Below are 22,653 nucleotides of genomic sequence, written 5' to 3'. Positions count from 1 at the left end.
GGCTCAGGCCAGAGCGCTCTTGTTCTCTTCGAAGAAGCTCTTCAGAGACCGGGGCTTACGGCCGGTCAGCGTTTCGAAGTCGTTCGTCACTAGGTCAAAGTTACCGGCCCGGATATTTGCCTCGGCCGATGCCAGCATGGTAACGACGAAATCCGGAAGGCCGGCTGCCGCAAGACCCTGCTTCAACTGCTCATTCGTCACATCTGCCACCTGAAGCGGCTTGCCTGTCGATGCCGATGCGAGCGCTGCAATGTCTCTTGCTGAAAAACTCTCGGGTCCCGTGAGCGTCAGGATCGCATTGCCGGCTGGCGGGTTCGCCAGTGCCGTGGCGGCCGCCAATGCGCAGTCGTCCCGCCAGATGTTGGAAAGTTTACCGTCTCCCATCGCGCTGTGCCAGGTGCCGGTCTGCAGATTATGCGGCATCGACATCAGGTAATTGTCTGCATACCAGGCATTGCGCAGGATAGTGTAAGAGAGCCGAACGCCGCCTTCGTCAACATTCTGCCCTCTCTCACGCTGCCGGGGCGGAGCATGTCCTCAGTCCCGCGAAGGCAGTGCCTTGTCGCTGCGGCATTGGGCAAGCCTCAGCTGGTCGACGGACAGGATGCTCGTGATCCTTTCGTCGCCGTCGGTTTCCACCGACATGCAGACACAGGCGTAGCCGTAAGAGGGGCCGTTGATCTCGATGAATTCACCCTCAGTTAAATCCGGGATCAACTCCATTCCCTCCGGGCCTTCGGGGCGATCAGGATCCTGCGTCATGATCGTCCAGCTTTTTTGACTGTCCTCCAGCCACCAATTGCGCGGAGTTGGATTGTCGATCCAGCCGCACCGGGTTTCTGCAGCGAGCACAAGTGAGGGAAGGGCAATGCTAAATGCCACAGCAATGGACGCCAATGATGCAGGAGATGACATTCGGCAGATTCTCCGTGGGATGAATTGCTTGCTTCGCCTCAGAGCGCAAAGCTCACCAGCGATTTCACCAGCAGTGACACATAATTTCGCTTGACCCACAACACCCATTTCACCATAACTAGCGCAAGAACCGTACCGTACGGTACCTAGTGGAGTGAGTGCCGTGATTTCCGATGCTGGCCAGATGCCGGAGTTTACGCCGCGCCAGAACGAGGTTCTGGAGCAGGCGCTGCGTTTGCTTGTGGAGGGCGGCGACAAGGCTCTGACGACGTCGGGGCTGGCGCGGGCGGCCAACTGCTCGAAGGAGAGCCTCTACAAGTGGTTCGGCGACCGCGACGGGCTGCTGGCGGCGATGATCGCCCATCAAGCGAGCAAGGTCCGCACCTTTGAGCGCGGCAAGGAGCGGCTGACGGCGGAGAACCTGCGCGAGCATCTGGAGACCTTCGCGCGCGACCTGCTCGAGGTGCTTTCGGGGGACATCTCGCTGGCGCTGAACCGCTTGGCAATCGGGCAGTCCAGCCGCGATGGCTCCAAGCTTGGCAAGCTGCTCGTTGAGCACGGCCGCCGGCAGATCGATCGCCGGGCGATCGCTCTGATGAACGCCGGCAAACGCGAAGGCCTGCTGCGCTTCGATGATGCCGACGACGCTTATCACACGCTTTACGGCCTGGTGGTTTCCGACCTGCATGTGCGCATGCTGCTTGGGGAGCCGGGGCTGAAGGACAATGCCCGGCAGGCGGAAAGGGCGGTTTCGGCCTTCCTTTCGCTGCACGGCGCTCGACAGGAATCGGGGGAGGCGTTGCGCTTCTCTTCGGGACGATGAAGACCAGCAACAACGAACACGCATAGGGAAGGACAAACACGATGCGCGTCTATTACGATCGCGATGCCGATCTCAACCTGATCAAGTCGAAGAAGGTCGCCATTATCGGCTACGGATCCCAGGGCCGCGCCCATGCGCTGAACCTGAAGGATTCCGGTGCACAGAACGTGGCGATCGCGCTGAAGGCCGGTTCTCCCACCGCCAAGAAGGCAGAAGCCGACGGCTTCAAGGTGATGACGGTTGCCGAGGCTGCCGGGTGGGCCGACCTGATGATGATGGCAACGCCGGACGAATTGCAGGCCGACATTTACAAGAACGACATCGCCGGCAATATCCGTGACGGTGCGGCAATCGCCTTCGCCCATGGCCTGAACGTCCATTTCGGCCTGATCGAGCCGAAGGCTTCGGTCGACGTCGTGATGATTGCGCCGAAGGGCCCGGGCCATACGGTTCGCGGCGAGTATCAGAAGGGCGGCGGCGTGCCGTGCCTGGTCGCGGTTCACCAGAACGCGTCCGGCAATGCTCTTGAACTCGCGCTCTCCTACGCCTGCGGCGTCGGCGGTGGGCGTTCGGGCATCATCGAGACCAACTTCAAGGAAGAGTGCGAAACCGACCTCTTCGGGGAGCAGGTCGTTCTCTGCGGCGGTCTCGTCGAGCTCATCCGCGCTGGCTTCGAAACGCTGGTCGAAGCCGGTTACGCGCCGGAAATGGCCTACTTCGAGTGCCTGCACGAAGTGAAGCTGATCGTCGACCTGATCTACGAAGGCGGCATCGCCAACATGAACTACTCGATCTCCAACACGGCCGAGTGGGGCGAATACGTCACCGGACCGCGCATCATCACGGAAGAAACTAAGGCCGAGATGAAGCGCGTGCTGAAGGACATCCAGACCGGCCGCTTCACCTCCGAATGGATGCAGGAATACCGCTCCGGGATGGCGCGCTTCAAGGGCATCCGCCGCATGAATGACAGCCACCAGATCGAGGAAGTCGGCGAAAAGCTGCGCGGCATGATGCCGTGGATCGGCAAGAACAAGCTGGTCGACAAGACGGTGAACTAAGACCAAGGATCGGAAGCGGAGCTAGCGCTTCGCTTCCGGCTTCGGCACGTAGGTAACGTGCGGCAGGCTTTCGAAGTGTGCGTCGCAGGTCAGAAGGTCCGCGTCCTGCAGACGAGCCGTTGCGTAAATGATGGCATCGGCCGTCGCCAGCTTGAACTCGAGCGATAACCGGGCAGCCTCCTTGGCGACACTGGTGTCGAGAACGACGACTTGGCCGAAGGTGCTGTAGGCGAGGAAGGTGCGCGCCTCGCTGCTGCCGCGCTCCCGCTCTAGCCATTTCAAGACTTCCAGTTGAACAATGGTCGGAATGATGCAGTCGGTGATGTCCGGGATCTGCGGATTCAGCATGCGGCCCAGGTCGGTCTTGGTAAGCCACTCGATCCAGACGGAGCTGTCGATGACGAGCGTCATCAGTAGCGATCGTCGCGGTCGCGATAGCCTGAGGTGTCGGCGCCTTCGGCGATGCCGTGAAGTTCCTCGCGCGTCGGAACCGGTACGAGGACGATGCCCTTGCCTTCCGGGACGAAGACGAACTTCTGCCCAGGTTTCCAATTTTGTCGATCGCGCACCTCTTTCGGGATGGAGATCTGAAACTTCGACGAGAGGGTTGCTGTGGCCACTGTCTTACTTTGGCTAGATCGATGCGCTTTATGTAAGATAATACATGTTACGCGGCATGAAAAGTGAACCGTTGAATTTCATTCGGACCGATAGGTCAGTATTGCTTACCTATCGGAAATAAAGTAGTGCTGGCGGCAACAAAATTGAAACATGAGGAAACATCCGGTGCTTGATTGGGAACATATCTTTGCCACGCGGTCTTCCAGGATGCGTGCGTCCGAAATCCGGGAGCTGCTGAAGCTCCTTGAGCAGCCGGACATCATCTCGTTCGCCGGCGGCATTCCGGACCCGGCGCTGTTTCCCGATGCCGCGTTCAAGGATGCCTATTCCGAGATCTTCTCCGGGCCGCAGGTAAATGCAGCACTCCAGTACTCCGTGAGCGAAGGCTACAAGCCGCTGCGCGAATGGCTTGTCGGCGAGATGCAGAAGATCGGCATCGAGTGCAGCGTCGACAACGTCTTCATCACCTCGGGTTCGCAGCAGGCGCTGGATTATCTCGGCAAGCTCTTCCTGTCGCCGAGCGATACGGCGCTCGTGACATGGCCGACTTATCTCGGTGCGCTGCAGGCGTTCAATGCCTATGAGCCGACCTATGACCAGCTGTCGCTGAATGGCAACCGCACGCCGGAAGGCTACCGCGAAGCTGCTGCTAAGGCCGGTGGCGCCGTGAAGTTCGCCTATCTTTCGCCGGACTTCGCCAATCCGACGGGAGAGACAGTGGATCGCGCGTCGCGTAAAAAGCTGCTCGACCTCGCCGACGAGCTCGACGTTGCCCTCATCGAGGATGCCGCCTACCAGAACCTGCGCTTCGACGGCGAGCCGGTGCCGCCGATCATGGCGCTCGACATTTCTCGCAACGGCGGCATTGAGAACACCCGCACGATCTATAGTGGCAGCTTCTCGAAGACCTTGGCGCCTGGTCTTCGTGTTGGCTTCGTGGTCGCGGCGATGCCGGTAATCCGCAAGCTGGTGCTGATGAAGCAGGCGGCGGATCTGCATTCCTCCACCATCAATCAGATGGCGGTCGCGACCGTTGCGCAGCGGATCTTTCCGGAGCAGGTGGCCAAGATCAAGAAGGCCTACAGCGCCCGTCGCGACAGCATGCTTTCGGCGCTCTCCCGTCACATGCCGGCCGGTGTCAGCTGGACGAAGCCGGAAGGTGGGATGTTCGTCTGGGTACGGCTGCCGGTCGGCATGGATGGGGCAGAACTTCTGGCGCGCTCGATCCAGACCGAGAAGGTCGCCTTCGTTCCCGGCCGTGCCTTCTATGCCGACGGTTCCAACAGCAATACGCTGCGGCTTTCCTTCTCCTGCGCCAACGAGGCGATGATCGAGGAGGGGATCAGCCGCCTCGGCCGCCTGGTGAGCAACGCCGTGGCGGAGGCCGCCTGACAATCAAAAAAGGGGAAAGCGCCAGCGGGCGCTTTCCCCGCTCCACAGCATATGATCGTGCTGTCACATAGCTGTTAGACGGCTGTGGTTTAGCGAGGGACAACCCAGCAGAAGGATTGTCCCATGAAGAAGATTGTCTCCGCCCTGTCCGTTCTCGCCGCCACGGCGCTTGTTGCCGGTACCGTCGAAGCCGCGGACCTCGTGATCTACACGAGCCAGCCGAACGAGGACGCCCAGGCGACCGTCGATGGTTTCAAGGCCGCCAATCCCGATCTCGACGTCGAATGGGTCCGCGATGGAACGCCGAAGATCATGGCCAAGCTGATGGCCGAGATCGAGGCCGGCAATCCGGTTGCCGATCTCCTGCTGATCGCGGACACGGTGACGCTCGAGCGCATGAAGCAGGCCGGCCAGCTGATGGCCTACAAGTCGCCGGAGGCTGAAAACTTCGACGCGGCCCTCTATGACGCCGACGGCAACTACTATTCCACTAAGCTGATCACAACCGGCATCATGTACAACACCCAAGCCGGCATGAAGCCGACCAGCTGGAAGGACCTTGCTAAGCCAGAAGCCAAGGGCCTTGTCGCCATGCCGAGCCCGCTGACGTCCGGTGCAGCGCTCATCCATGCCCAGACGCTGACCGGCGTCGACAGCCTCGGCTGGGACTACTACCAGAACCTGAAGGACAATGGCGCCGTTGCCTCCGGCGGCAATGGCGGCGTGCTGAAGTCGGTCGCCTCCGGCGAGAAGGCCTACGGCATGGTCGTCGACTACTTGCCGATTCGCGAAAAGGCCAAGGGTGCCCCGGTCGAGTTCGTATTCCCCGAAGAGGGTGTGTCGGCTGTTACGGAACCGGTCGCCATCCTGTCCTCGACCAAGCACGAGGAAGCCGCCAAGAAGTTCATCGACTACATCCTCTCCGAAGAGGGCCAGAAGGTGCAGCTCGATCTCGGCTACATCCCAGCCCGCAACGGACTCGGCGTTCCGGAAGGTTTCCCGGCACGCGAGGAGATCAAGATTCTGCCGCTCGATCCGGCCGCAGCCCTGAAAAACTCGGATGAGGACCTGAAGCGGTTCACCGAGATCTTCGGCAACGCCGGCTGATCCGGCACCCGCAGATGCCATCCTACAAGATGTCGGGAAGCAGCCAGCCGCGCTGGCTGTTTCCTTTTGTGGCAACCGTCATATTCATCCTCAGCGTGCTGCCGCTGGCCAGGCTGGCGGCGACCGGGTTCACATCGGCCCTGCGTGGCGACGCCGGGCAGTTGCTTGCCGACCCTGCCTTGTGGGATGCGGCGCTGAACACGCTGACGACCTCCTTCCTCGGCATGAACGCAGCCGTGATCCTTGGCGGCAGCTTCGCGATCCTTCTGACGCTCTTCGATGTGCGGGGCAGGGCGGCGCTCGGCTTTCTGTTCATGCTGCCGATGATGATTCCGCCGCAGGTTACGGCGCTGTCCTGGATCGGGCTGACGGGACCCTCGAGCACGCTTTTGAAAGCCATCGGGATGGCGCCGCCGCTTGGCAGCCCGCAGCCGCTCTACTCGATCGGCGGAATTGCGCTGCTGTTTGGCGTGCAGCATGCGCCGCTCGTCTACCTTGCCATGCGCGTCGGCCTGCTGGCGTTGCCGAGGGAAGGCGTGGAGGCTGCGCGATTGGCGGGGGCCTCCTGGTGGCGGGTGCTTCTCGACATCGTCCTGCCGCTTGCCATGCCGGGCCTCGTGGCCGGGGCTGCAATCGCTTTCGTTTCCGGCGTCGGCAATTTCGGCATTCCGGCGATCCTCGGCATCCCGGCATCGATCTATACGCTGCCGACGCTCATCTACTCGAAATTCGCGAGCTTCGGGCCGGCGACCTTCTCCGACATATCCATCATCTCGGCGCTGATCACGCTCCTCGCCGTCGGAGGGCTTTCCGTCGAGGCACGGGTGCTGCGCGGGCGGGAGTTCCGGACCATCGGCCCCTCGGGGCAGGCAGCGCTTTTCCGGCTCGGCCCTTTGCGGCTGCCCGCGGAGCTCCTGCTCTGGTTCGTAACCTTTGTCATTCTTGCGCTGCCGTTCCTGGCGCTCCTGGCCGGCTCGCTGGCGCCCGCCTATGGCGTACCGCTGACGGCGGAGACGGCGACGCTGCATGCCTATGAGGAGGTGCTGTTTCGCCAGTCGGTGACGCGGACCGCCTTTGCCAACTCCATCTCGCTGGCGCTGGCGAGCGCCTTCGGTCTTCTGCTCATCTCCGTCCTCCTCGGCTACTACATCGTGCAATCCCGCAGCCGCATGGCGGGGTTCATCGCGGCGCTGGCGGAGATCCCTTATGCGTTGCCGGGGATCGTGCTGGCGGTGTCCTTCATCCTGCTTCTGGCCGCGCCCCTGCCGGTCCTCGGCGTGTCCATCTACGGAACCATCTGGATCATCCTTATCGCCTACCTGTCGAGCTTCCTTGCCGTCAGCCTGAAGCCCGTCGTCAGCGCCTACCGGCAGCTCGATCCGTCGTTGGAGGAAGCGGCCCGGCTTTCGGGGGCGGGTTTTTACCGGCGCATGCGCGACGTGACGGTGCCGCTGATTGCGCCGGCTGCGGGTTCTTCCGTAATTCTCGTCTTCCTGATCGCCTGCAATGAGCTGACCGTTTCCGCGCTCCTCTGGTCCGCCGGCACCCAGACGCTCGGCGTTGCGATTTACAATCTGGACGACAGCGGCAGCTTCGACCTGGCTGCCGCCCTTTCGGTGCTCGTGGTGGTAATGGTGGTGATCCTCATGCTTTCGCTCGAACTGATGGCCCGGCGGCTGCCGGTGGGAGCCCTGCCATGGCGCCGCTGATCCTCAACAGCCTCGAGAAGCGCTTCGGCAGCGGTGCGCCGGCGGTGCGCGATCTTTCGCTGACCGTGCAGGAGGGGCGCTTTTTGGCACTGCTCGGTCCCTCCGGCTGCGGCAAGACGACCGTCCTCAGGATGATCGCCGGCTTCGAACAGCCGAGCGATGGATCAATCCTGCTCGGCGAGCGGCTGTTGGCCGATGCGGCGACGATGCTGCCGCCCGAGCGGCGCAACATGGCCATGGTCTTCCAGTCCTATGCGCTGTGGCCGCATATGACGGTGGCGGAGAATGTCGGCTATCCGCTGAAGGTGCGCAAGGTCGCAAAGGAAAAGGCACGGCAGAAGGTGCGCGAGGCGCTGTCGGCGGTGCGGCTGGACGCGTATGCCGATCGGCGGCCGGCGGCCCTTTCCGGCGGGCAAAGGCAGCGCGTGGCGCTGGCCCGTTGCCTGGTGACGGAGCCGGACGTGGTTCTGCTCGACGAGCCGCTCGCCAATTTGGACCGCCATCTTCGCCAGGAGATGGAGGAAACTTTCCGGGAATTCCATGCCCGTTCCGGTGCCACGATGATCTATGTGACGCATGACCAGAGCGAGGCCATGGCACTGGCGACGGATGTTGCGGTGATGTCGGAAGGAAGGCTGCTGCAGATGGCACCGCCAGAGGAGATCTATGCGCGGCCGGAGGGGCTGGTGATCGGTGGGCTGGTGGGGCAGGGGTCCATCCTGTCGCTGGCATTGCCGAGGACGTCTTCGCGATCGCTCGATTGGCCAAGCCTGCGGGTGGCCCTGGATGGTTCTGTGGCAGAGGGTACCGAGCCAGCGCATGTGTTGGTGCGGCCGCAGGACGTGCTCCTGGACGACGCTGGACTTACGGGCCGCGTCACGTCCTCCTTCTTCGAGGGGGAGCGCTATGCTCTACGGATCCAGCTTGCAGACGGTCAGTCCCTGCGCGCCTTCTCTCGCCAGCCGGTCCGTCAAGGGGATGCTGTCGGGGTCGTCCTGCAGGCGGGCTGGCGGTTGTGAGGCGGGGCGGCAGCGGGCATAACGGCTGCCTCACATCCGGGATCGTCGCATGTCCGTTCGCCTTGCCACCTTCAACATCGAAAATCTCATCACCCGCTTCGACTTCTCCGGCTTCCGCAACCAGTTGCGGCAGGACCGGGTGCTTCGCCTCTACGACGTCAACGACAAGGAAGCCTACAAGCAGATGGAGCAGGCGAGGGTGATTGCCTCGACTGACGATACGCGGCAGCTTTCGGCGCTGGCGATCGCCGATGCGGACGCCGACATCCTGTGCCTGCAGGAGGTGGACAACATGCCGGCGCTGCACGCCTTCGAATACGGCTATCTCTTCCGCATGGTGGGCAACGGCTATATCCAGAAATATCTGATCGAGGGCAATGACAGCCGCGGCATCGACGTTGCCGTGCTGATGCGCGAAAAGACCAGGACCGGGGAGGTGATCGAGCTCGTCGACATTTGCAGCCATGCCATGCTGACCTATGACGATCTCGACCTCTTCAACGACGCGCTGGCTGCAGGCTCGCTCAACCGCCACGACAAGCTTTTCAAACGGGATTGCCTGGAGCTCGACATCCGCATCGGTGGCCGGCCTCTCTCGCTCTATGTCGTCCATTTCAAGTCTATGGGGAATGCTCGGGGCGAGAGTGACGGGCGCCTTTCCACGATGGCCGTGCGCGAGGCCGAGGCGAAGGCGGTGCGCCGGATCATCGAGCGGAAGTTTGGCCAAGACCGCACGGCGAAAGCAAACTTCGCCATCTGCGGCGACATGAACGACTATCAGGAGAAGGTCGTGGTCTCCGGCACGCGCCGCTCCGGTCATTCCTTCGACTACGAGAGCGAGGAGGAAAGCGCGCTCAACGTGTTCAGCGGCGACGGTTTCGCCGAAAACGTCGTACAGAGGCGCGATGCGATGGACCGGTGGACGCTCTATCATTCGCGCGGCCCGCAGGAGCAGCATCTCTGCCAGCTCGATTATGTCTGGCTGTCGCCTGCGCTGGCCTCACGCAATGCGAAGATGATCCCCGAGATCATCCGCAACGGTCAGCCTTGCCGCACGCCGTTTCCGCCGGGCCAGGAGGTGGAGCGCTATCCCCGCATCGGCTGGGATCGGCCCAAGGCGTCCGATCACTGCCCGGTGGTGGTCGATCTGGCGCTCTGAATACCTCTTTGGGTTCATGGGCAGGAGCGGACGAGGCGGTTGCGCATGAGGTCGCTGTCGTGCAGGTTGGGTCAGAGCAGCAATGACAGGAGGGGGCTTTGGCGCGGCGTTACGGGATCTATGACGTGTTCACCGACAAGATGCTGGCGGGGAACCCGCTGGCGGTGATCTTCGACGGTGAAGGCTTGGATGACGAGGCGATGCAGGCCATCGCGCGGGAAATGAACCTCTCGGAAACCGTCTTCGTCCAACCCGCGGCAAACCCGGCCCATACCGCAAAGCTGTGTATCTTCACGCCCACCCGAGAGCTGCCCTTTGCCGGCCATCCGACGGTCGGGACTGCCGTTGCACTGGGGGAACTCCAGCATGGCAGCGATGGCGACATCGACATGGTGTGCGTGCTGGAGGAAAAGGTGGGGCCGGTCCGTTGTGCGGTGCGCCTTCGCCGGCAGAGCGCCGGCTTCGCGGAATTCGACCTGCCGAAGACGCCGGTGCCGATCGACCTTCCGCTCGACCGGCAGGGGCTGGCGGACGCGCTCAGCCTCAATGCCGGGTCGATAGGTTTCGAGAACCATCTCGTGTCCGTCTGGAGTGCCGGGGTGCCGTTCGTGATGATCCCGGTCCACAACCTTACCAGTGTCCAGAGCTTGGACTTCGACGCGTCGCTGTGGGAAAAGGTGGCCCCATTTGTCGAGGGCGGACTGGCTTCGGCCTACGTCTACTGCCGAGGCGCGGTCAACCATCAGGCCCGCTTCCATGCCCGCATGTTCTCGCCGGACATGGGCATTGCCGAGGATCCGGCGACCGGATCTGCAGTCGCGGCGCTTGCCGGCGCCATTCACCAGTTCGATGCGCTCCCGGATGGGCACCACCCGATCCTGGTCGAGCAGGGCGTGGAGATGGGGCGGCCCTCCTACATCCACCTGCATGTCGATGTGAAGGAAGGACTGATTGCCAAGGCGCGCATCGGCGGGCAGGCGGTGCGGCTGGCGCGCGGTACGCTTGAGCTCTGATTTTCCTGTGCAATGACGGCGGGATGAGCCGATTTCGCATGCGCCAATTATTTTGAAGGAAGCGCTGGACAAGCCGTTCGTTCCCCTTTATACGCGCTCACACCGGCGGGCGCTGAGGCGCTCCGGACGGTCTCTCGGGTGATTAGCTCAGTTGGTAGAGCAGCTGACTCTTAATCAGCGGGTCGTAGGTTCGAGCCCTACATCACCCACCATTTCAAGCGCTTAGGTGCCGTTCTCTCCAGCTGTTTTACAGCTTTCTCCATCTTTACAGTTTTATTCCGTCTTCGTTTCGCGACGGATGGCGTCGATGACCTCCTGGCCGGCCAAAGAATGCTTGCGGATGATCGATTCGGCATCATCCTGCGAATCGCCTGAAATCTCCGATACCAGCTTGACTTCTCAGCGTGCGACCTGCCGAGGTTCGCATAGGCGTAGGTGATCGCCGTCCCGCGCAAGTCGTGGAAGGTGACGCCCTTATTGTAGAGCCTCGCCATCTCCTTCCCCCATGACGCCCTGAACCTGCTAGAGGTCCAATTCTGGCCGAATGAGTTCACAAGGATCCGCTGTCGGTTCTTCTCCTTGGCGTCTCGCAGCACCGGCATGATGTCCGGCGCCGCTACCACGCGCACCCGCGCTCCCGTCTTTCCCTGCTTGATCGATACCCGCTCTCCATCGAAAGTCAGCATCGGCATCGTCAGGATGTCTGCTTGTCGCTGCATGGTCCACAGCGCGATCTGCGCCACCTTCCCGATGTGCGGAGCGGCTTGCGTGAGGAGTTTATTCAACTGGCATCCGACCAGATGATGTCCCGCCTCGTGCCCTCATGCAGCCGCTCGACGCGCTCTAGTGGGTTTCTCAGGATTACCTCGTTACCTTTGGCCCATGCGAAGATGCGGGAGAGGAGGGCGATGTGCATGTCTGCTGAGCGCGGGGCATCCTTCATCGTGTCGCGCCAGTTCAAGAAGATCTTCCGGCTGCCGCGGGCTTCCATCGTTCGGATCGAGAACGTCTCGAACTCCTGCCTGATCGCTCCAAGCTGTCGTTCATAGTCGCGGCGTGTCGCCGGGGAAGGCGCGTGAAGTGAGGCGACTGGAGGAATTCGTCCACCAGCGAGCCGATCGTGCCAGCGTTCGCTTCCTTCTGCCAGTCCTTCGTCAGTCGGATGTATTTCTTGGTAAAAGCCTTTGTGCCTGGCTTCGCCATTTTGCGTGGGGCGCCTTTGCCCCGCCACGCATAGTAGTAGACGAGCGGCTCCTGGCCCTTCTTCCTGATCGTCACCTTATGCACGCCGACGAGCTTCCCTTGCATTTACCCACCTCTGCAGCTCCGCCTCTGGAGTGTCTTCTTCCTGTTTCTTAAAGGCGAAGCCGTTGGGCGAGAACTCAATCTCACTCGTTGGGTGCATGATCACCCGGACGCCGTGCATCGCCGCCGCGGCAGCAGCATCGGCTGTTTCGATTTTGGTGTAAGTGCGGGCTTGGCTCATGGGCGTCTGTCCATATTGTTTCCACAGGCCTCGTCCCCGGACGCCCTCGATTGGGGCCGTCGGCCGGCGGGAATCAATTCGCGGAAATTAAGTTCTCCAATCCCATGATTGCTTCCCCCACCTGCCCGCCCTGGAGGCGACATTTTCGTCATCATAACATCCGAACGGTGGGTCGGATCGCACGTTAAATCGACTGAGCTGTGGATAGTCGGGCAGAGGTCTGGCGCTCCGTCTGCGGTGCGATAAGTTCCCTGCACAGACAGGAGGGGCCGTTGACCACGCGATACTTTTTCAATCTCCTTCTCCTGGATGACTACGTGGTCGACCACGAAGGCGTTGAGGCTCCCAATTTGGAGGAAGCGAAGCGCGGCGCTTGTGAAATTCTGCAAGAATTTGCGTTCGACGCCCAACTTGAAGCGGAAACGGGGCTGACGGTTTCCAGCATCGAGATTTGTGACGGTGGCGGCCGCGTTCTCGCGCGCGTTGACACTGCCGAAGCGCTGGCTGGATTGATGTTTTACCGCGTTCCTTCTTTCGAGAGCAAAACCTGGCACTAGACTCTCCTCACTCATCTGGAGGGCGGGGGCCGTATCGAAGTCGTCGTAGCTGGGATCTATGATGCCTTCGCCACCGCACTCTTCGCAGGTCTCGTCGCCGTAGCCGCAGATGCAATCCCCCGGCCAGCAAGCGCAATCATGATAGCCGCGCCCGCTGCATGCCCGGCACTTCGTAAGCCTCTCAATCATGCTGCTTTTCTCACGGTTGCGGCTCGGGAAAACTTGCCGAAAGGCAGGTCACAGAAGCAGTCGGAGACCTCGAGCAAAAGGCTGTACTTCGCCTTGGCGGCTGAGATGGCGACGACCGTCTGAGTTTGGCCCAGATAGGTCGCGGCATAGATCCGGTGCTGATCGCCGATTTCTTTCAGGTGCTGCTTGAGAGCTTGCCGTCGCTCTGCAGTGACGTGATAAAACGCCATCCCGCCAGGCGCGCCTTTGCCGTTCCGGCTCCAGAACGGCGAGGCCTCATACTCCTTCGCTGTCTTGCTGTCAGGATCAACGGCAAAACGGTTCCGATGGCTCACGACCAGCGGATCAACAGGCCTGCCAAGGGCGTGGTCGATGTGATCCATCGCCTTGTCTCTGAGATCTCGGTTGACCTGGCGGCTCATCCTTCCGGGCCCTCCGTGGTGGCGGCGGGCGGAAGGGCGTCAACCAGATAATCGCGAAGCTCGACTACTTCGGAGGCTGCCAGGGCGACGAACGGGCCCCTCTCGTCGTACTGCAGGTCTTCCTCCTTAGGACCATTGCGTTGCCGTTCCGGTCCAAGGATAGGTGCGCGCCCTGTATTCCAAACTGTCGGCCAGTCCAGCCGCCAGCCGTGCTTAGCGTTTTCCGCCTTGTAGGCGTCGATACCCACCAGAGCCTCCACTGATGTGCCCGTCGATTTCAGCGAGGGAGCAGGTGGGAACGCGTCTCCTATTTCACAGTTCGGAGCGATAGGATGATAGGAAAAGACATGCCCAGGTATTACTTCAACGTCCGAAGCCATGATGCAGTTGACAAAGATCCCGAGGGAGCTGAACTCCCCTCCTTCGAAGCCGCCCGCAATGAAGCCGTCCAGGCCGCTCGGGAGATAATCGCTGAAAAGGTTCTGTCCGACGACGTTATAGACGGGCAGTCCTTTGAAATCACCGCTGAGGACGGAACCGTGCTCGGAGCGGTGCCGTTTCGATCGGTTCTCCGGCTCGACTGACGCCCCCATGAGCGTGTGGGGAACTTGGCCGCCCGGAACTGATTGCTCGCCGTGATGTTCATCAAAGACCTCATGAATAGTCTCCAGTCTAGCCCGCCCACAAGGCGGGCTTTTTTTGACCCCCAGATTCGGTACGGGGGCGGACATAGACAATGTCTCGCCGAGTGATAATTTTCTTTTGGCGTCGGCCGTAGTCGTGCCGGCGGCTAGCGGCTTTGGTTTTTGTTCCGGCTGATGTGTTGAGGGAGGTGCGGTGTTGGTTGCCTCGACCTTTGCAGGCGCCTCCACCTCTGCTGAGTTGAAGCAAGTTCTTCTCCGCTGGGCGAAGCGATACACTCCTGATGACACGATCGCTGAGCGGATCGCCCAGCGAGCAGCGCTTGTCGCCACAGCAGACGCTGAAATCCCCTTCGATCCCGATCTGGAGCGACAACTTTTCACGGTACTGCATGCGGTTGCACTCGATGAACTCGGATTAACGGGTTGTGGAGCCGCTGGATGATGACCCACCACTTGTGATGAGGGTGAGGGGGTGCCAGCACGCTAGCCACCGGCCCGCCCTCCCAGATCCTCGACCGAGCACTCCAGCACCTCACACAGCCACGACTTGGCCTGCGCTATGTGCACCTGTGCCTGTCGATGGAGTACGACCCGAAGCCGTACAGGTCGAGCGGGCGGATTATTGATCCGACGGAGCCGACGCGCATTGGCCTCGTGGATCCGCGCACGACTGATGGGGAGCTATTGCTGCCGGAGCGCTTCACCCGTGAGGCGGTCGAGGCTCTGAAGGTGTTCAAGGGCTCCTATGGCTATGCTGGCCAATACCAGCAGCGGCCGACGGCACGCGAGGGCGGGCTGTTCAAGCGTCAGTGGTTCGAGGACAAGATCATTCGGCAGGCGCCACCCGGTACCCGCTGGGTGAGGCACTGGGACTTTGCAGCTACGAAGAAAACGACAGCTGCCAGAACTACCGGTGCCAAGCTGGGAAAGGCGCCTGACGGCTCCTACGTTGTCGGCCATGTCGTCACCACACAAGATGAGGGCGACGCGGTTCGCCGACCTGATCAAGACGACTGCGGAGCTCGACGGAACGGACGTGATGATCAGTCTGCCGCAGGACCCGGGGCAGCTCGGCAAGGTGCAGGCAAAGGATTACGTTTCGATGCTCGCCGGGGTGGATGGTGAAAGCCGATCCGGAGACCGAGGACAAGGTGACGAGAGCGGAGCCATTCTCATACAGTGCGAAGCCGCAACGTGCTATCTAGTGCAGGGAGCATGGAACGAGGCCTATCGCGACGAGCTATGCCTCTTCTCAGGCGGGGCGTTTAAGGACCAGGTGGATGCCACCTCAGGGGCATTTGGCAGGCTTGTGGGCAATCGAGAGTCAAAAACCACAACGACCTCGTTGAAGGGACTGTACTGATCAGTGAGCGGTAGGCTCCGCCTCCCTTTGGCCTTTGATGGCACGCCAGGCAGGTGAGAAGACGTAGCCGGCAATGGGTATGAGTGCAGCGCCAATTGCTAGCCCTACCAAGCCGTAGCCGGCCGACTCCACCGCCCATGCAAGCACAGCTGCAGCGTTGGGCACTGCATGCGCAGCTACTTCCGCTGTGTGGTGGATAAACTGACCGATCCCGGCTAGGCCAAAGCCTTCAAGCCCATGCACAATGATACCACCGCCGACCCAGATCATCGCGGCGGTGCCCACTACGCTCAGACCTGACATCAAGACCGGCATGCCTTTGACCAAGCCACGGCCGAGACTGCGAGCGATACCATCATTGTTGGCCGCGAGCGAGAGCCCGAAATCGTCAGCCTTCACAAGCAACGCAACGACGCCATAGACAGCGAGGGTGATGCCGAAGGCTACAAGGACCAGGATGATCGCCTGAGCGATGAGGCTTTCGTCGGGTAACTCCGCAAGGGCTATGGCCATGATCTCGGCAGACAGGATGAAGTCCGTCTTGATTGCGCCGGCAACCTTCTCATCTTCCAGCGTCTTGGGATCTACCGCTGCCGACGCCAAGTGCGCTTCGTGCTCATGCGCCTGGTGTGGCAGCAGGAGGTGATAGACCTTCTCGGCTCCTTCGTAGCAAAGGTAGGCGCCGCCGATCATCAGCAACGGGGTGATGGCCCATGGCAGGAAGTAACCAAGGGCGAGCGCCGCGGGCAGCAGGAACAGGAGCTTGTTCTTGATCGAGCCCTTGGCGATCTTAAACACAATCGGCAGTTCGCGATCGGCGGAAAAGCCTTGGACATAGCGAGGAGTGACGGCGGCGTCGTCAATGACGGCGCCCGTGGCCTTGATGCCGGCCTTCATTGCCATTCCGGTGACGTCGTCGACTGATGCGGCTGCAACTTTAGCAAGGCCAGCAACATCGTCCAAAAGTCCTAGCAAACCGATGCTCAAGGTGTTTCTCTCCTGAGTGCATAAACAACACAGACATGATGCTAGCTAAGCATCTCCGACAATTACCGTCACAGTTCCCGTGCCGCCGCAATCAGCGCAGGGCCTGCCGCTTTGCTCGCCGCTGGCAGCAAACGCGAGGCAGATGTGTTCGGCCGATTGCTTCGAACCGGGTTCTGTCTCGTCTCCTGGCAGCCTCTGTGACGTCTGGTTGATGGGTTGATCATTGCCTGTCATCGCCGACTCCCTGATTTGCACCAGCAACAACAAATCTCCCGGCATTGTTCCGGGCACACGAGGTTCTGAACCTGATGACCTATCCGTCGACACCAAGCACCCAGCTTACATTGAGCGTGCTGACGGATGGTCGCTGATGCGCGACACCACCGCCGGCGAGAAGGAAGTAAAGGGGGCGGGGAGGGCGGGGACACAGTACCTTCCGCAGCCGTCCGGCTTTAAGGCCCAGGATGACGGCGGCCAGGCGCTATACGCGCCTACCAGAAGCGGGCGCAGTTTCCGGAGATCGTTCATCCGACAATCCACGGCATGGCTGGGTTATTCACCGCACCGAGGCGCAGATCGAAATGCCGGCGGCAATGCAGCCACTTTGGGAGAAGGCGACGAAGGATGGGCTGCCGCTCGCGGCGCTCTGGACGAGCCGCAAGCTCAACACCTGGTCAGACCAGACCGACATCGAGACGATCACCCGCAAGATCAACGGCGGGAAGAACGGGCTTGTCGACCGGATGGACTACTTCGGCCGCCTGGCCCTTTGCTACGCAGTGCGGAATTCCGGTGCTCACGGTGGGGGCAGTCGCTTGGACCCGCCAGTGTACGACTATCTTGAAGCGAGTTTCTCCGTGGTTGCGGAGCTAGAGAAGGCGGTATATAAGGCTTGAATCATAATGATCGCTTGGATTTCATTGTCTTGCGAGCCGCCGCGTGAGCAGGCGGATGCTGGCGACGAGGATCCAGGCTTCGGCTGAGGCGATCGTTCTCTCGAAGTCTCTGGCCAGTCGGCGGCATCGCCCGAGCCATGGGAAAGTCCTCTCCACAACCCATCTGCGCGGCAGCACTTCGAAGCCCTTTGCCTTATCCGTTCGCTTGACGGTCTCCAGCGCAAAACGTCCGATCCTTTTAAACGCACCCTTCAGCTTCGGGCCAGCATAGCCACCATCTACAAAGACATGGCGAAGCCACGGCCATCGCTTCACGATGGACTTGAGGATCTCTGCGGCACCGTCGCGGTCTTGGATCGCTGCGCTGTGGACGACCAAGCCGACCAAGAGCCCGCTGGTGTGGGTCACGATGTGGCGCTTGCGGCCGCTGATCTTCTTACCGGCATCGAAGCCCCGGATGCCGCCGCTTTCGGTGGTCTTGACGGACTGGCTGTCGATGACGCCGGCGGACGGGCTTGCCTCCCGGCCCTCTTGCTCCCGGGCCGCCGTGACGAGCGTGTTGTTGATGGCGCGAAGCACGCCCATGTCGCGCCAGGCGTAGAAGTAGTTCTGCACCGTGGTGAAGGGCGGGAAGTCCTTCGGCAGCATGCGCCACTGGCACCCGGTCGCGGCCATGTAGAGGATCGCATTCACCACCTCGCGCAGGTTTGCTAGTCGCGGCCGTCCGAGCGGCTTTGGCGCAGGTCTGCGGCGCGATCAGCGCCCATTCAACGTCGCTCAGATCACTTGCGTACGAGTGGCAACGCGGGCATAGTCGCAGCGGAGTAGTATTCTCCCCAAGTTCCATTCAAAGTTGGCCATGAGGTGGAACGTTGCGGAAACAATTGTGGCTAACTGCTCTCTCAAGCGGTTGCTTTACATGGCTCTTTTCAGGCCCTCCGGACTCGAAGTCGCGACGTGGAATGGATTGTATCGGAAGCACGGGCCATTCACCCACAGCTTTGCTCGCCGCTGCGATGGCCTGTAGCGCGGCTGCTGCGTGAGCGGGTGGACAGACGAGCCCACGCGCTAATCAACTAATCAGCGCTCTAAGCTCCATCTCCTGCCTCACGCCGTGCTCATAAAGCTCAACAAGCTCAGCGGCGATATGCTGCGCGTCTACGTCCGATCGCTCGATCCCTCGCCAATCGCAAGCTGCGTCGAGGACCCGTGCGAGGACATCCAGGTCAGAAGGAGAAAGGGGTCTCTGATTGGGTAGGTGCTTTAGCATAGTGCGAACTTTGGGCGGCGCCACATGAACGGCAGATGAACCGCAGCGGGATGCTCAGGGACTTAAGTCCTACGGCGCCTCTGCAAAGGTCTGATCAAGGAACGGGACTGGCAAGCTCACGTTGAGTTGCCAGCCACAACCTGAGGAGATGGCCATGAAGAAGATTATCATCGCAGCCGCGTCGCTTGTTCTCGTCGGCACCGCAGCTATCGCGCAAGAAGGCACCGCAAGCGGCGCAGCAGGTGGTGCAGTTACGGGCGCCATCGTGGGCGGCCCGGTTGGTGCAGCTGTCGGCGGCATTGCAGGTGCGGTTCTTGGAACGGCCATCGATCCGCCACCGGAGCGTGTTGTTACCTATGTTCGTGAACAACCGATGCCAGCTGAGCCTGTAATGGTGCAGACAGAGGTCGTGGTTGGGCAGCCGCTTCCACAGACTGTTGTGCTGACGCCGATCCCAGAGGCGCCTCAATACGCCTACACCTACGTCAACGAACGCCGTGTGATCGTCGACCCGCAGACCTATACGGTGGTCCAGGTACTGGATTGATCCGGCCGTAGATCGCAATTGTAGCCCGGCGCAGCCTGCGTCGGGTTATTCGGTCTTCCGACGTTCAGCGAATTGACGTAAGCGCGGAGGAAGACCTTGGCTCTCCATGTGCCGCCACTCGGAGAGCGAGATGAACTTGGCCGCAATGCGCTGTCCACAGCTGTCGAATTCGGTGCGATGTGACTCTTAATCAGCGGGCCGTAGGTTCCGAGCCCTACATTACCCACCAATCTCTTCGTTGAAGTTGATAAGTAGGGCTCAGCGCCGATCGCTGGTCCGCAGCGATCAGACGTTTGTTCCGACGTTCTTTGCGTCTTATTTCCGTGTATCTCGCTGATGGCTGGCGCTCAACTTCTTCGACTTGTCATGCTCCTCAATTTACAAAGATGAGCTTCCGGTGAAACTTTTTCCGGGGAGCGGAGAGAAGGGCGGGAACTCTCCTACACGCAGCTTGTTCGCGGGGCGCAACAGCCTAACGAGAGAGGAGACTGCGATGTTCTTCAGGACCAACAAGTTCCAGTACAATGCGAAGCCGTCGGCACCGGACCCCTTGTATGCACAGAAGCTGCAGGAGGTTCTCGGCGGTCAGTGGGGCGAGATTAGCGTGATGATGACCTACCTCTTCCAGGGGTGGAATTGCCGAGCTCCGGCCAAGTACCGTGACATGATTCTCGACATCGGTACGGAAGAGATCGCGCATGTGGAAATGTTGGCGACGATGATTGCCCGCCTTCTGGAGACGTCTCCGGTGGAGGTGCGCGAGGACGCCGCGAAGGACTCCGTCATCGGCGCTGTCATGGGCGGTGCTCGGGTGGAGGACGTCATTGTCGGCGGCATGAACCCGCAGCATGCGATCGTAGCAGGCATGGGGGCCACCCCAACCGACAGCGTCGGCTATCCCTGGAATGCACGCTACACCATCTCTTCCGGTAATTTGCTGGCCGACTTCCGCTTCAACGTGACAGCCGAATCGCAAGGTCGCCTGCAGGTGTGCCGCCTGTACGAGATGACCGATGATCCCGGCGTGCGCGACATGCTGTCATTCCTGATCGCGCGCGATACCATGCACCAGAACCAGTGGCTGGCAGCTATCAAGGAACTTGAGGAAGACGGCCTCGATCAGACGCCAGCGCCAATGAGCTTTCCCCAGGAGAAGGAGCTGTCCCAGGTGGCGTATCAGTTCTGGAACTGCTCGGAAGGCACGGAGAGCCGACAGGGACAGTGGGCCGAAGGCCCGACGCCGGACGGCAAGGGGCAGTTCGAATATCTCGCCGATCCGCAGCCGCTTGGCGAAGAGGTGACCGAGCTTTCTCAGCTCGATCCGCGGCTACACGGCACGCCGAAGAAGCCGATGCCGCCGGTGTCTTCTTAAGGGAGGTGCCGCGAAGGGAAGGGGGCGTCGGCATCTTTCCGGAAGGCGGTGATCTGTCGCTGACCCGATCGCAGACTGCGAACATACGAAAGGGCCGGTGCGCGATCTGTACCGGCCCTTTTCAGAGATCGGCGATGTGCCCAAACCTCAGTGCAGGATCTGGCTGAGGAAGAGCTTGGTGCGCTCGTGCTGCGGATTGTCGAAGAACGCAGCGGGTTCGTTTTCTTCGACAATCTGGCCCTGGTCCATGAAGATGACTCGGTTGGCGACCTGGCGGGCGAAGCCCATCTCATGGGTCACGCAGAGCATGGTCATGCCTTCTTCCGCAAGGCTGACCATCGTGTCGAGCACTTCCTTGATCATTTCCGGGTCGAGGGCGGAAGTCGGCTCATCGAAGAGCATGATCTTGGGGCTCATGCAGAGCGAGCGGGCGATCGCCACGCGCTGCTGCTGACCGCCGGAGAGCTGGCCGGGATACTTGTTCGCCTGCTCGGGGATCTTCACCCGCTCCAGATAGTGCATGGCAATCTCTTCGGCTTCCCGCTTCGGCATCTTGCGGACCCAGATCGGTGCCAGCGTGCAGTTCTCCAGGATCGTCAGATGCGGGAAGAGATTGAAGTGCTGGAACACCATGCCGACCTCGCGGCGAACCTCGTCGATTTTCTTCAGATCGTTGGTAAGCTCGATGCCATCGACGATAATGGTACCCGACTGGTGCTCCTCCAGGCGGTTGATGCAGCGGATCATCGTCGACTTGCCGGAGCCGGATGGGCCTGCGATGACGATGCGCTCGCCGTTCATTACCTTGAGGTTGATGTCGCGCAGCACGTGGAAATCACCGTACCACTTGTTCATCTTGATGATGTCAACGGCGGCATCCGTGGCGGAGACGGAAGACGTCCTGGGTTGGGCTTCAGCCATTGTTTTCCCCTTTGATCTTTATCGTTTGTGGCCGGTTTCGAGATGGCTTTCCATGAAGGCGGAATAGCGCGACATCCCGAAGCAGAACAGCCAGAATATGAAGCCGGCGAAGATGAGGCCGGTGATCGGCGTGACGGGCGTGATCCAGTCGGTGTCGGTGAAGTTCAGACGAACGATGCCGAGCAGATCGAACATGCCGATGATCGAAACCAGCGAGGTGTCCTTGAACAGACCGATGAAGGTGTTGACGATGCCCGGGATCACGAGCTTCAGCGCCTGCGGCATGATGATCAGCCGGATCTTCTGCCAATAGCTGAGGCCCAGCGAATCGGCGCCTTCGTACTGCCCCTTCGGAATGGCCTGCAGGCCACCGCGCACCACTTCGGCCATATAGGCGGAGGCAAACAGCGCCACGCCGACCAGAGCTCGCAGGAAGTTGTCGATCGTCCAACCCGTCGGCAGGAAGAGCGGCAGCATCACGTTGGCCATGAAGAGGACGGTGATCAGCGGCACGCCGCGGATGACTTCGATGAAGGTCACGCAAAAGAGGCGGATCACCGGGAGGTCCGATTTTCGGCCAAGCGCCAGCAGGATCCCGACCGGCAGCGACACCGCAATGCCAACGAAGGACAGGATCAGGGTTACCATCAGGCCGCCCCAGAGCGGCGTCTCTACCCTCTCCAGGCCGAAGGTCCCACCATGTAGCAGGAAGAAGGCGAGGATCGGGAAGACCACGAAGAGCGCCAGCGCGTTCCAACCCTTGTAGGGCAGCCGCGGCGTGAGGATCGGCGCCAGCAGGCCGATGAACATCACCGTCACCAGGATCGGGCGCCAGCGCTCCTCGATCGGATAACGGCCAAACATGAACTGCTGGAAGCGGTCGCCGACAAAGGCCCAGCAGGCGCCGTTCCAGCTGTCAGGTTGGACACCGCCTTGGGCCATGGTCAAGCATGCTTCGCGGTTTTCACCGCTCCAGACGGCCTCGAAGAACAGCCAGCTCAGCATGCCAGGCACGCTCCAGAGGAGAAGCGCGACGGCGAGAACCGTGAGGACAACGTCCATGGGCGTTGCCAGCAGGTTGGCGCGGATCCATCCGATGGCACTGCCCGAGCGCTGAGGTGCCGGCCGCGGTGGAAGAAGGTCGGCTCTGACGAACCCGATTTCTTGCGTGCTCATGCTC

27 protein-coding genes, 1 tRNA gene and 1 pseudogene are annotated in these 22,653 nt (G+C 61.1%); 16 read left to right on the top strand and 13 right to left on the bottom strand.

Annotation, left to right across the window (positions count from 1 at the left end; genetic code table 11):
- Positions 1 to 3 precede the first annotated feature (3 nt).
- Positions 4 to 477, bottom strand: a pseudogene (locus MUU54_RS05785) (Rossmann-fold NAD(P)-binding domain-containing protein); the annotation flags it as partial.
- A gap of 60 nt (positions 478 to 537) precedes the next feature.
- Positions 538 to 915, bottom strand: coding sequence for a DUF4087 domain-containing protein (locus MUU54_RS05780; protein ID WP_247243085.1), 378 nt, complete (start codon positions 913 to 915; stop codon positions 538 to 540).
- A 184-nt stretch (positions 916 to 1,099) separates the two neighbouring features.
- Between MUU54_RS05780 and MUU54_RS05775 the strand changes: the two genes are divergently transcribed.
- Together MUU54_RS05775 and ilvC are read left to right on the top strand one after the other, a co-directional pair.
- The gene (locus MUU54_RS05775) at positions 1,100 to 1,738 is read left to right on the top strand and encodes a TetR/AcrR family transcriptional regulator (RefSeq protein ID WP_247243267.1); all 639 of its coding nucleotides are present in this window, start codon (positions 1,100 to 1,102) and stop codon (positions 1,736 to 1,738) included.
- A 41-nt stretch (positions 1,739 to 1,779) separates the two neighbouring features.
- Positions 1,780 to 2,799, top strand: a complete 1,020-nt coding sequence (gene ilvC / locus MUU54_RS05770) for a ketol-acid reductoisomerase (RefSeq protein ID WP_247243084.1) — start codon at positions 1,780 to 1,782, stop codon at positions 2,797 to 2,799.
- Positions 2,800 to 2,820: 21 nt separating this feature from the next.
- Here the strand turns inward: ilvC and MUU54_RS05765 are convergent, their stop codons facing one another.
- The gene (locus MUU54_RS05765; protein ID WP_247243083.1) at positions 2,821 to 3,210 is read right to left on the bottom strand and encodes a type II toxin-antitoxin system VapC family toxin; all 390 of its coding nucleotides are present in this window, start codon (positions 3,208 to 3,210) and stop codon (positions 2,821 to 2,823) included.
- Positions 3,210 to 3,419 carry an AbrB/MazE/SpoVT family DNA-binding domain-containing protein gene (locus MUU54_RS05760; RefSeq protein ID WP_247243082.1) on the bottom strand — a complete coding sequence of 70 codons (210 nt, stop codon included), beginning with the start codon at positions 3,417 to 3,419 and terminating at the stop codon, positions 3,210 to 3,212. The genes MUU54_RS05765 and MUU54_RS05760 overlap by 1 nt, the downstream gene beginning before the upstream one ends.
- Before the next feature lie 166 nt (positions 3,420 to 3,585).
- On the opposite strand from MUU54_RS05760, the gene MUU54_RS05755 reads away from it, so the two are divergent.
- From MUU54_RS05755 to MUU54_RS05725, 7 genes are all read left to right on the top strand, one after another.
- A complete protein-coding gene (locus tag MUU54_RS05755) occupies positions 3,586 to 4,812 on the top strand; it encodes an aminotransferase-like domain-containing protein (RefSeq protein ID WP_247243081.1) in 1,227 nt (408 codons plus the stop codon).
- Positions 4,813 to 4,935: 123 nt separating this feature from the next.
- On the top strand, positions 4,936 to 5,919 hold the full coding sequence (locus MUU54_RS05750) for an ABC transporter substrate-binding protein (RefSeq protein ID WP_247243080.1): 984 nt from the start codon (positions 4,936 to 4,938) through the stop codon (positions 5,917 to 5,919).
- A 14-nt stretch (positions 5,920 to 5,933) separates the two neighbouring features.
- A complete protein-coding gene (locus MUU54_RS05745; protein ID WP_247243079.1) occupies positions 5,934 to 7,628 on the top strand; it encodes an ABC transporter permease in 1,695 nt (564 codons plus the stop codon).
- Complete coding sequence (locus MUU54_RS05740) at positions 7,616 to 8,647, top strand: ABC transporter ATP-binding protein (RefSeq protein WP_247243078.1); 1,032 nt, start codon at positions 7,616 to 7,618, stop codon at positions 8,645 to 8,647. The genes MUU54_RS05745 and MUU54_RS05740 overlap by 13 nt, the downstream gene beginning before the upstream one ends.
- A 49-nt stretch (positions 8,648 to 8,696) precedes the next feature.
- The gene (locus tag MUU54_RS05735) at positions 8,697 to 9,806 is read left to right on the top strand and encodes an endonuclease/exonuclease/phosphatase family protein (RefSeq protein WP_247243077.1); all 1,110 of its coding nucleotides are present in this window, start codon (positions 8,697 to 8,699) and stop codon (positions 9,804 to 9,806) included.
- 98 nt (positions 9,807 to 9,904) lie between these two features.
- Positions 9,905 to 10,819, top strand: coding sequence for a PhzF family protein (locus MUU54_RS05730; protein ID WP_247243076.1), 915 nt, complete (start codon positions 9,905 to 9,907; stop codon positions 10,817 to 10,819).
- A gap of 136 nt (positions 10,820 to 10,955) precedes the next feature.
- Positions 10,956 to 11,031: transfer RNA gene (locus tag MUU54_RS05725), tRNA-Lys, on the top strand.
- Here MUU54_RS05725 and MUU54_RS05720 read toward each other — a convergent pair.
- From MUU54_RS05720 to MUU54_RS05710, 3 genes are all read right to left on the bottom strand, one after another.
- A complete protein-coding gene (locus MUU54_RS05720; protein ID WP_247243075.1) occupies positions 11,017 to 11,604 on the bottom strand; it encodes a site-specific integrase in 588 nt (195 codons plus the stop codon). The two genes, MUU54_RS05725 and MUU54_RS05720, sit on opposite strands and share 15 nt — an antisense overlap.
- Positions 11,601 to 11,780, bottom strand: a complete 180-nt coding sequence (locus MUU54_RS05715) for a hypothetical protein (RefSeq protein WP_247243074.1) — start codon at positions 11,778 to 11,780, stop codon at positions 11,601 to 11,603. Before MUU54_RS05715 ends, MUU54_RS05720 begins: the two co-directional genes overlap by 4 nt.
- Before the next feature lie 318 nt (positions 11,781 to 12,098).
- The gene (locus tag MUU54_RS05710) at positions 12,099 to 12,305 is read right to left on the bottom strand and encodes a hypothetical protein (RefSeq protein ID WP_247243073.1); all 207 of its coding nucleotides are present in this window, start codon (positions 12,303 to 12,305) and stop codon (positions 12,099 to 12,101) included.
- Between the two features lie 272 nt (positions 12,306 to 12,577).
- Here MUU54_RS05710 and MUU54_RS05705 point away from each other — a divergent pair, with 272 nt between their 5' ends.
- A complete protein-coding gene (locus MUU54_RS05705; RefSeq protein WP_247243072.1) occupies positions 12,578 to 12,862 on the top strand; it encodes a DUF6894 family protein in 285 nt (94 codons plus the stop codon).
- 185 nt (positions 12,863 to 13,047) lie between these two features.
- Here the strand turns inward: MUU54_RS05705 and MUU54_RS05700 are convergent, their stop codons facing one another.
- Together MUU54_RS05700 and MUU54_RS05695 are read right to left on the bottom strand one after the other, a co-directional pair.
- Entirely contained in the window at positions 13,048 to 13,473 is a 426-nt protein-coding gene (locus MUU54_RS05700; protein ID WP_247243071.1) for a hypothetical protein, read from the bottom strand.
- Complete coding sequence (locus MUU54_RS05695) at positions 13,470 to 13,721, bottom strand: hypothetical protein (protein WP_247243070.1); 252 nt, start codon at positions 13,719 to 13,721, stop codon at positions 13,470 to 13,472. Before MUU54_RS05695 ends, MUU54_RS05700 begins: the two co-directional genes overlap by 4 nt.
- 84 nt (positions 13,722 to 13,805) lie before the next feature.
- On the opposite strand from MUU54_RS05695, the gene MUU54_RS05690 reads away from it, so the two are divergent.
- The 3 genes from MUU54_RS05690 to MUU54_RS05680 all read left to right on the top strand — a co-directional run bounded on the left by MUU54_RS05690 (position 13,806) and on the right by MUU54_RS05680 (position 15,242).
- The gene (locus tag MUU54_RS05690; RefSeq protein ID WP_247243069.1) at positions 13,806 to 14,057 is read left to right on the top strand and encodes a DUF6894 family protein; all 252 of its coding nucleotides are present in this window, start codon (positions 13,806 to 13,808) and stop codon (positions 14,055 to 14,057) included.
- Positions 14,058 to 14,310: 253 nt separating this feature from the next.
- Complete coding sequence (locus tag MUU54_RS05685) at positions 14,311 to 14,559, top strand: hypothetical protein (protein WP_247243068.1); 249 nt, start codon at positions 14,311 to 14,313, stop codon at positions 14,557 to 14,559.
- 137 nt (positions 14,560 to 14,696) lie between these two features.
- The gene (locus MUU54_RS05680; protein WP_247243067.1) at positions 14,697 to 15,242 is read left to right on the top strand and encodes a hypothetical protein; all 546 of its coding nucleotides are present in this window, start codon (positions 14,697 to 14,699) and stop codon (positions 15,240 to 15,242) included.
- Between the two features lie 238 nt (positions 15,243 to 15,480).
- Here MUU54_RS05680 and MUU54_RS05675 read toward each other — a convergent pair whose 3' ends face one another.
- Positions 15,481 to 16,467, bottom strand: a complete 987-nt coding sequence (locus MUU54_RS05675) for a DUF808 domain-containing protein (RefSeq protein WP_247243066.1) — start codon at positions 16,465 to 16,467, stop codon at positions 15,481 to 15,483.
- A gap of 464 nt (positions 16,468 to 16,931) precedes the next feature.
- Between MUU54_RS05675 and MUU54_RS05670 the strand changes: the two genes are divergently transcribed.
- Positions 16,932 to 17,363, top strand: a complete 432-nt coding sequence (locus MUU54_RS05670) for a hypothetical protein (RefSeq protein ID WP_247243065.1) — start codon at positions 16,932 to 16,934, stop codon at positions 17,361 to 17,363.
- A 21-nt stretch (positions 17,364 to 17,384) separates the two neighbouring features.
- Here the strand turns inward: MUU54_RS05670 and MUU54_RS05665 are convergent.
- Positions 17,385 to 18,210 (bottom strand): IS5 family transposase gene (locus MUU54_RS05665; protein ID WP_247243064.1). Its coding sequence is split into 2 segments (ribosomal slippage): positions 17,385 to 18,111 and positions 18,110 to 18,210, totalling 828 coding nucleotides; the frame shifts between segments, so codons are not numbered across the junction.
- Between the two features lie 577 nt (positions 18,211 to 18,787).
- Here MUU54_RS05665 and MUU54_RS05660 point away from each other — a divergent pair.
- Complete coding sequence (locus tag MUU54_RS05660) at positions 18,788 to 19,180, top strand: DUF1236 domain-containing protein (protein WP_247243063.1); 393 nt, start codon at positions 18,788 to 18,790, stop codon at positions 19,178 to 19,180.
- Positions 19,181 to 19,673: 493 nt separating this feature from the next.
- Positions 19,674 to 20,552, top strand: a complete 879-nt coding sequence (locus tag MUU54_RS05655; protein ID WP_247243062.1) for a manganese catalase — start codon at positions 19,674 to 19,676, stop codon at positions 20,550 to 20,552.
- 147 nt (positions 20,553 to 20,699) lie between these two features.
- Here MUU54_RS05655 and MUU54_RS05650 read toward each other — a convergent pair whose 3' ends face one another.
- On the bottom strand, positions 20,700 to 21,473 hold the full coding sequence (locus MUU54_RS05650) for an amino acid ABC transporter ATP-binding protein (RefSeq protein ID WP_247243061.1): 774 nt from the start codon (positions 21,471 to 21,473) through the stop codon (positions 20,700 to 20,702).
- Between the two features lie 18 nt (positions 21,474 to 21,491).
- Positions 21,492 to 22,649 (bottom strand): amino acid ABC transporter permease, encoded by a 1,158-nt coding sequence (locus MUU54_RS05645; RefSeq protein WP_247243060.1) that lies wholly within the window; start codon positions 22,647 to 22,649, stop codon positions 21,492 to 21,494.
- Positions 22,650 to 22,653 lie beyond the last annotated feature (4 nt).

It is taken from the genome of Pseudorhizobium tarimense (genome assembly GCF_022968135.1).
GTDB lineage: Bacteria > Pseudomonadota > Alphaproteobacteria > Rhizobiales > Rhizobiaceae > Neorhizobium > Neorhizobium tarimense.
This window is presented reverse-complemented; position numbering and strand designations above follow the sequence as displayed.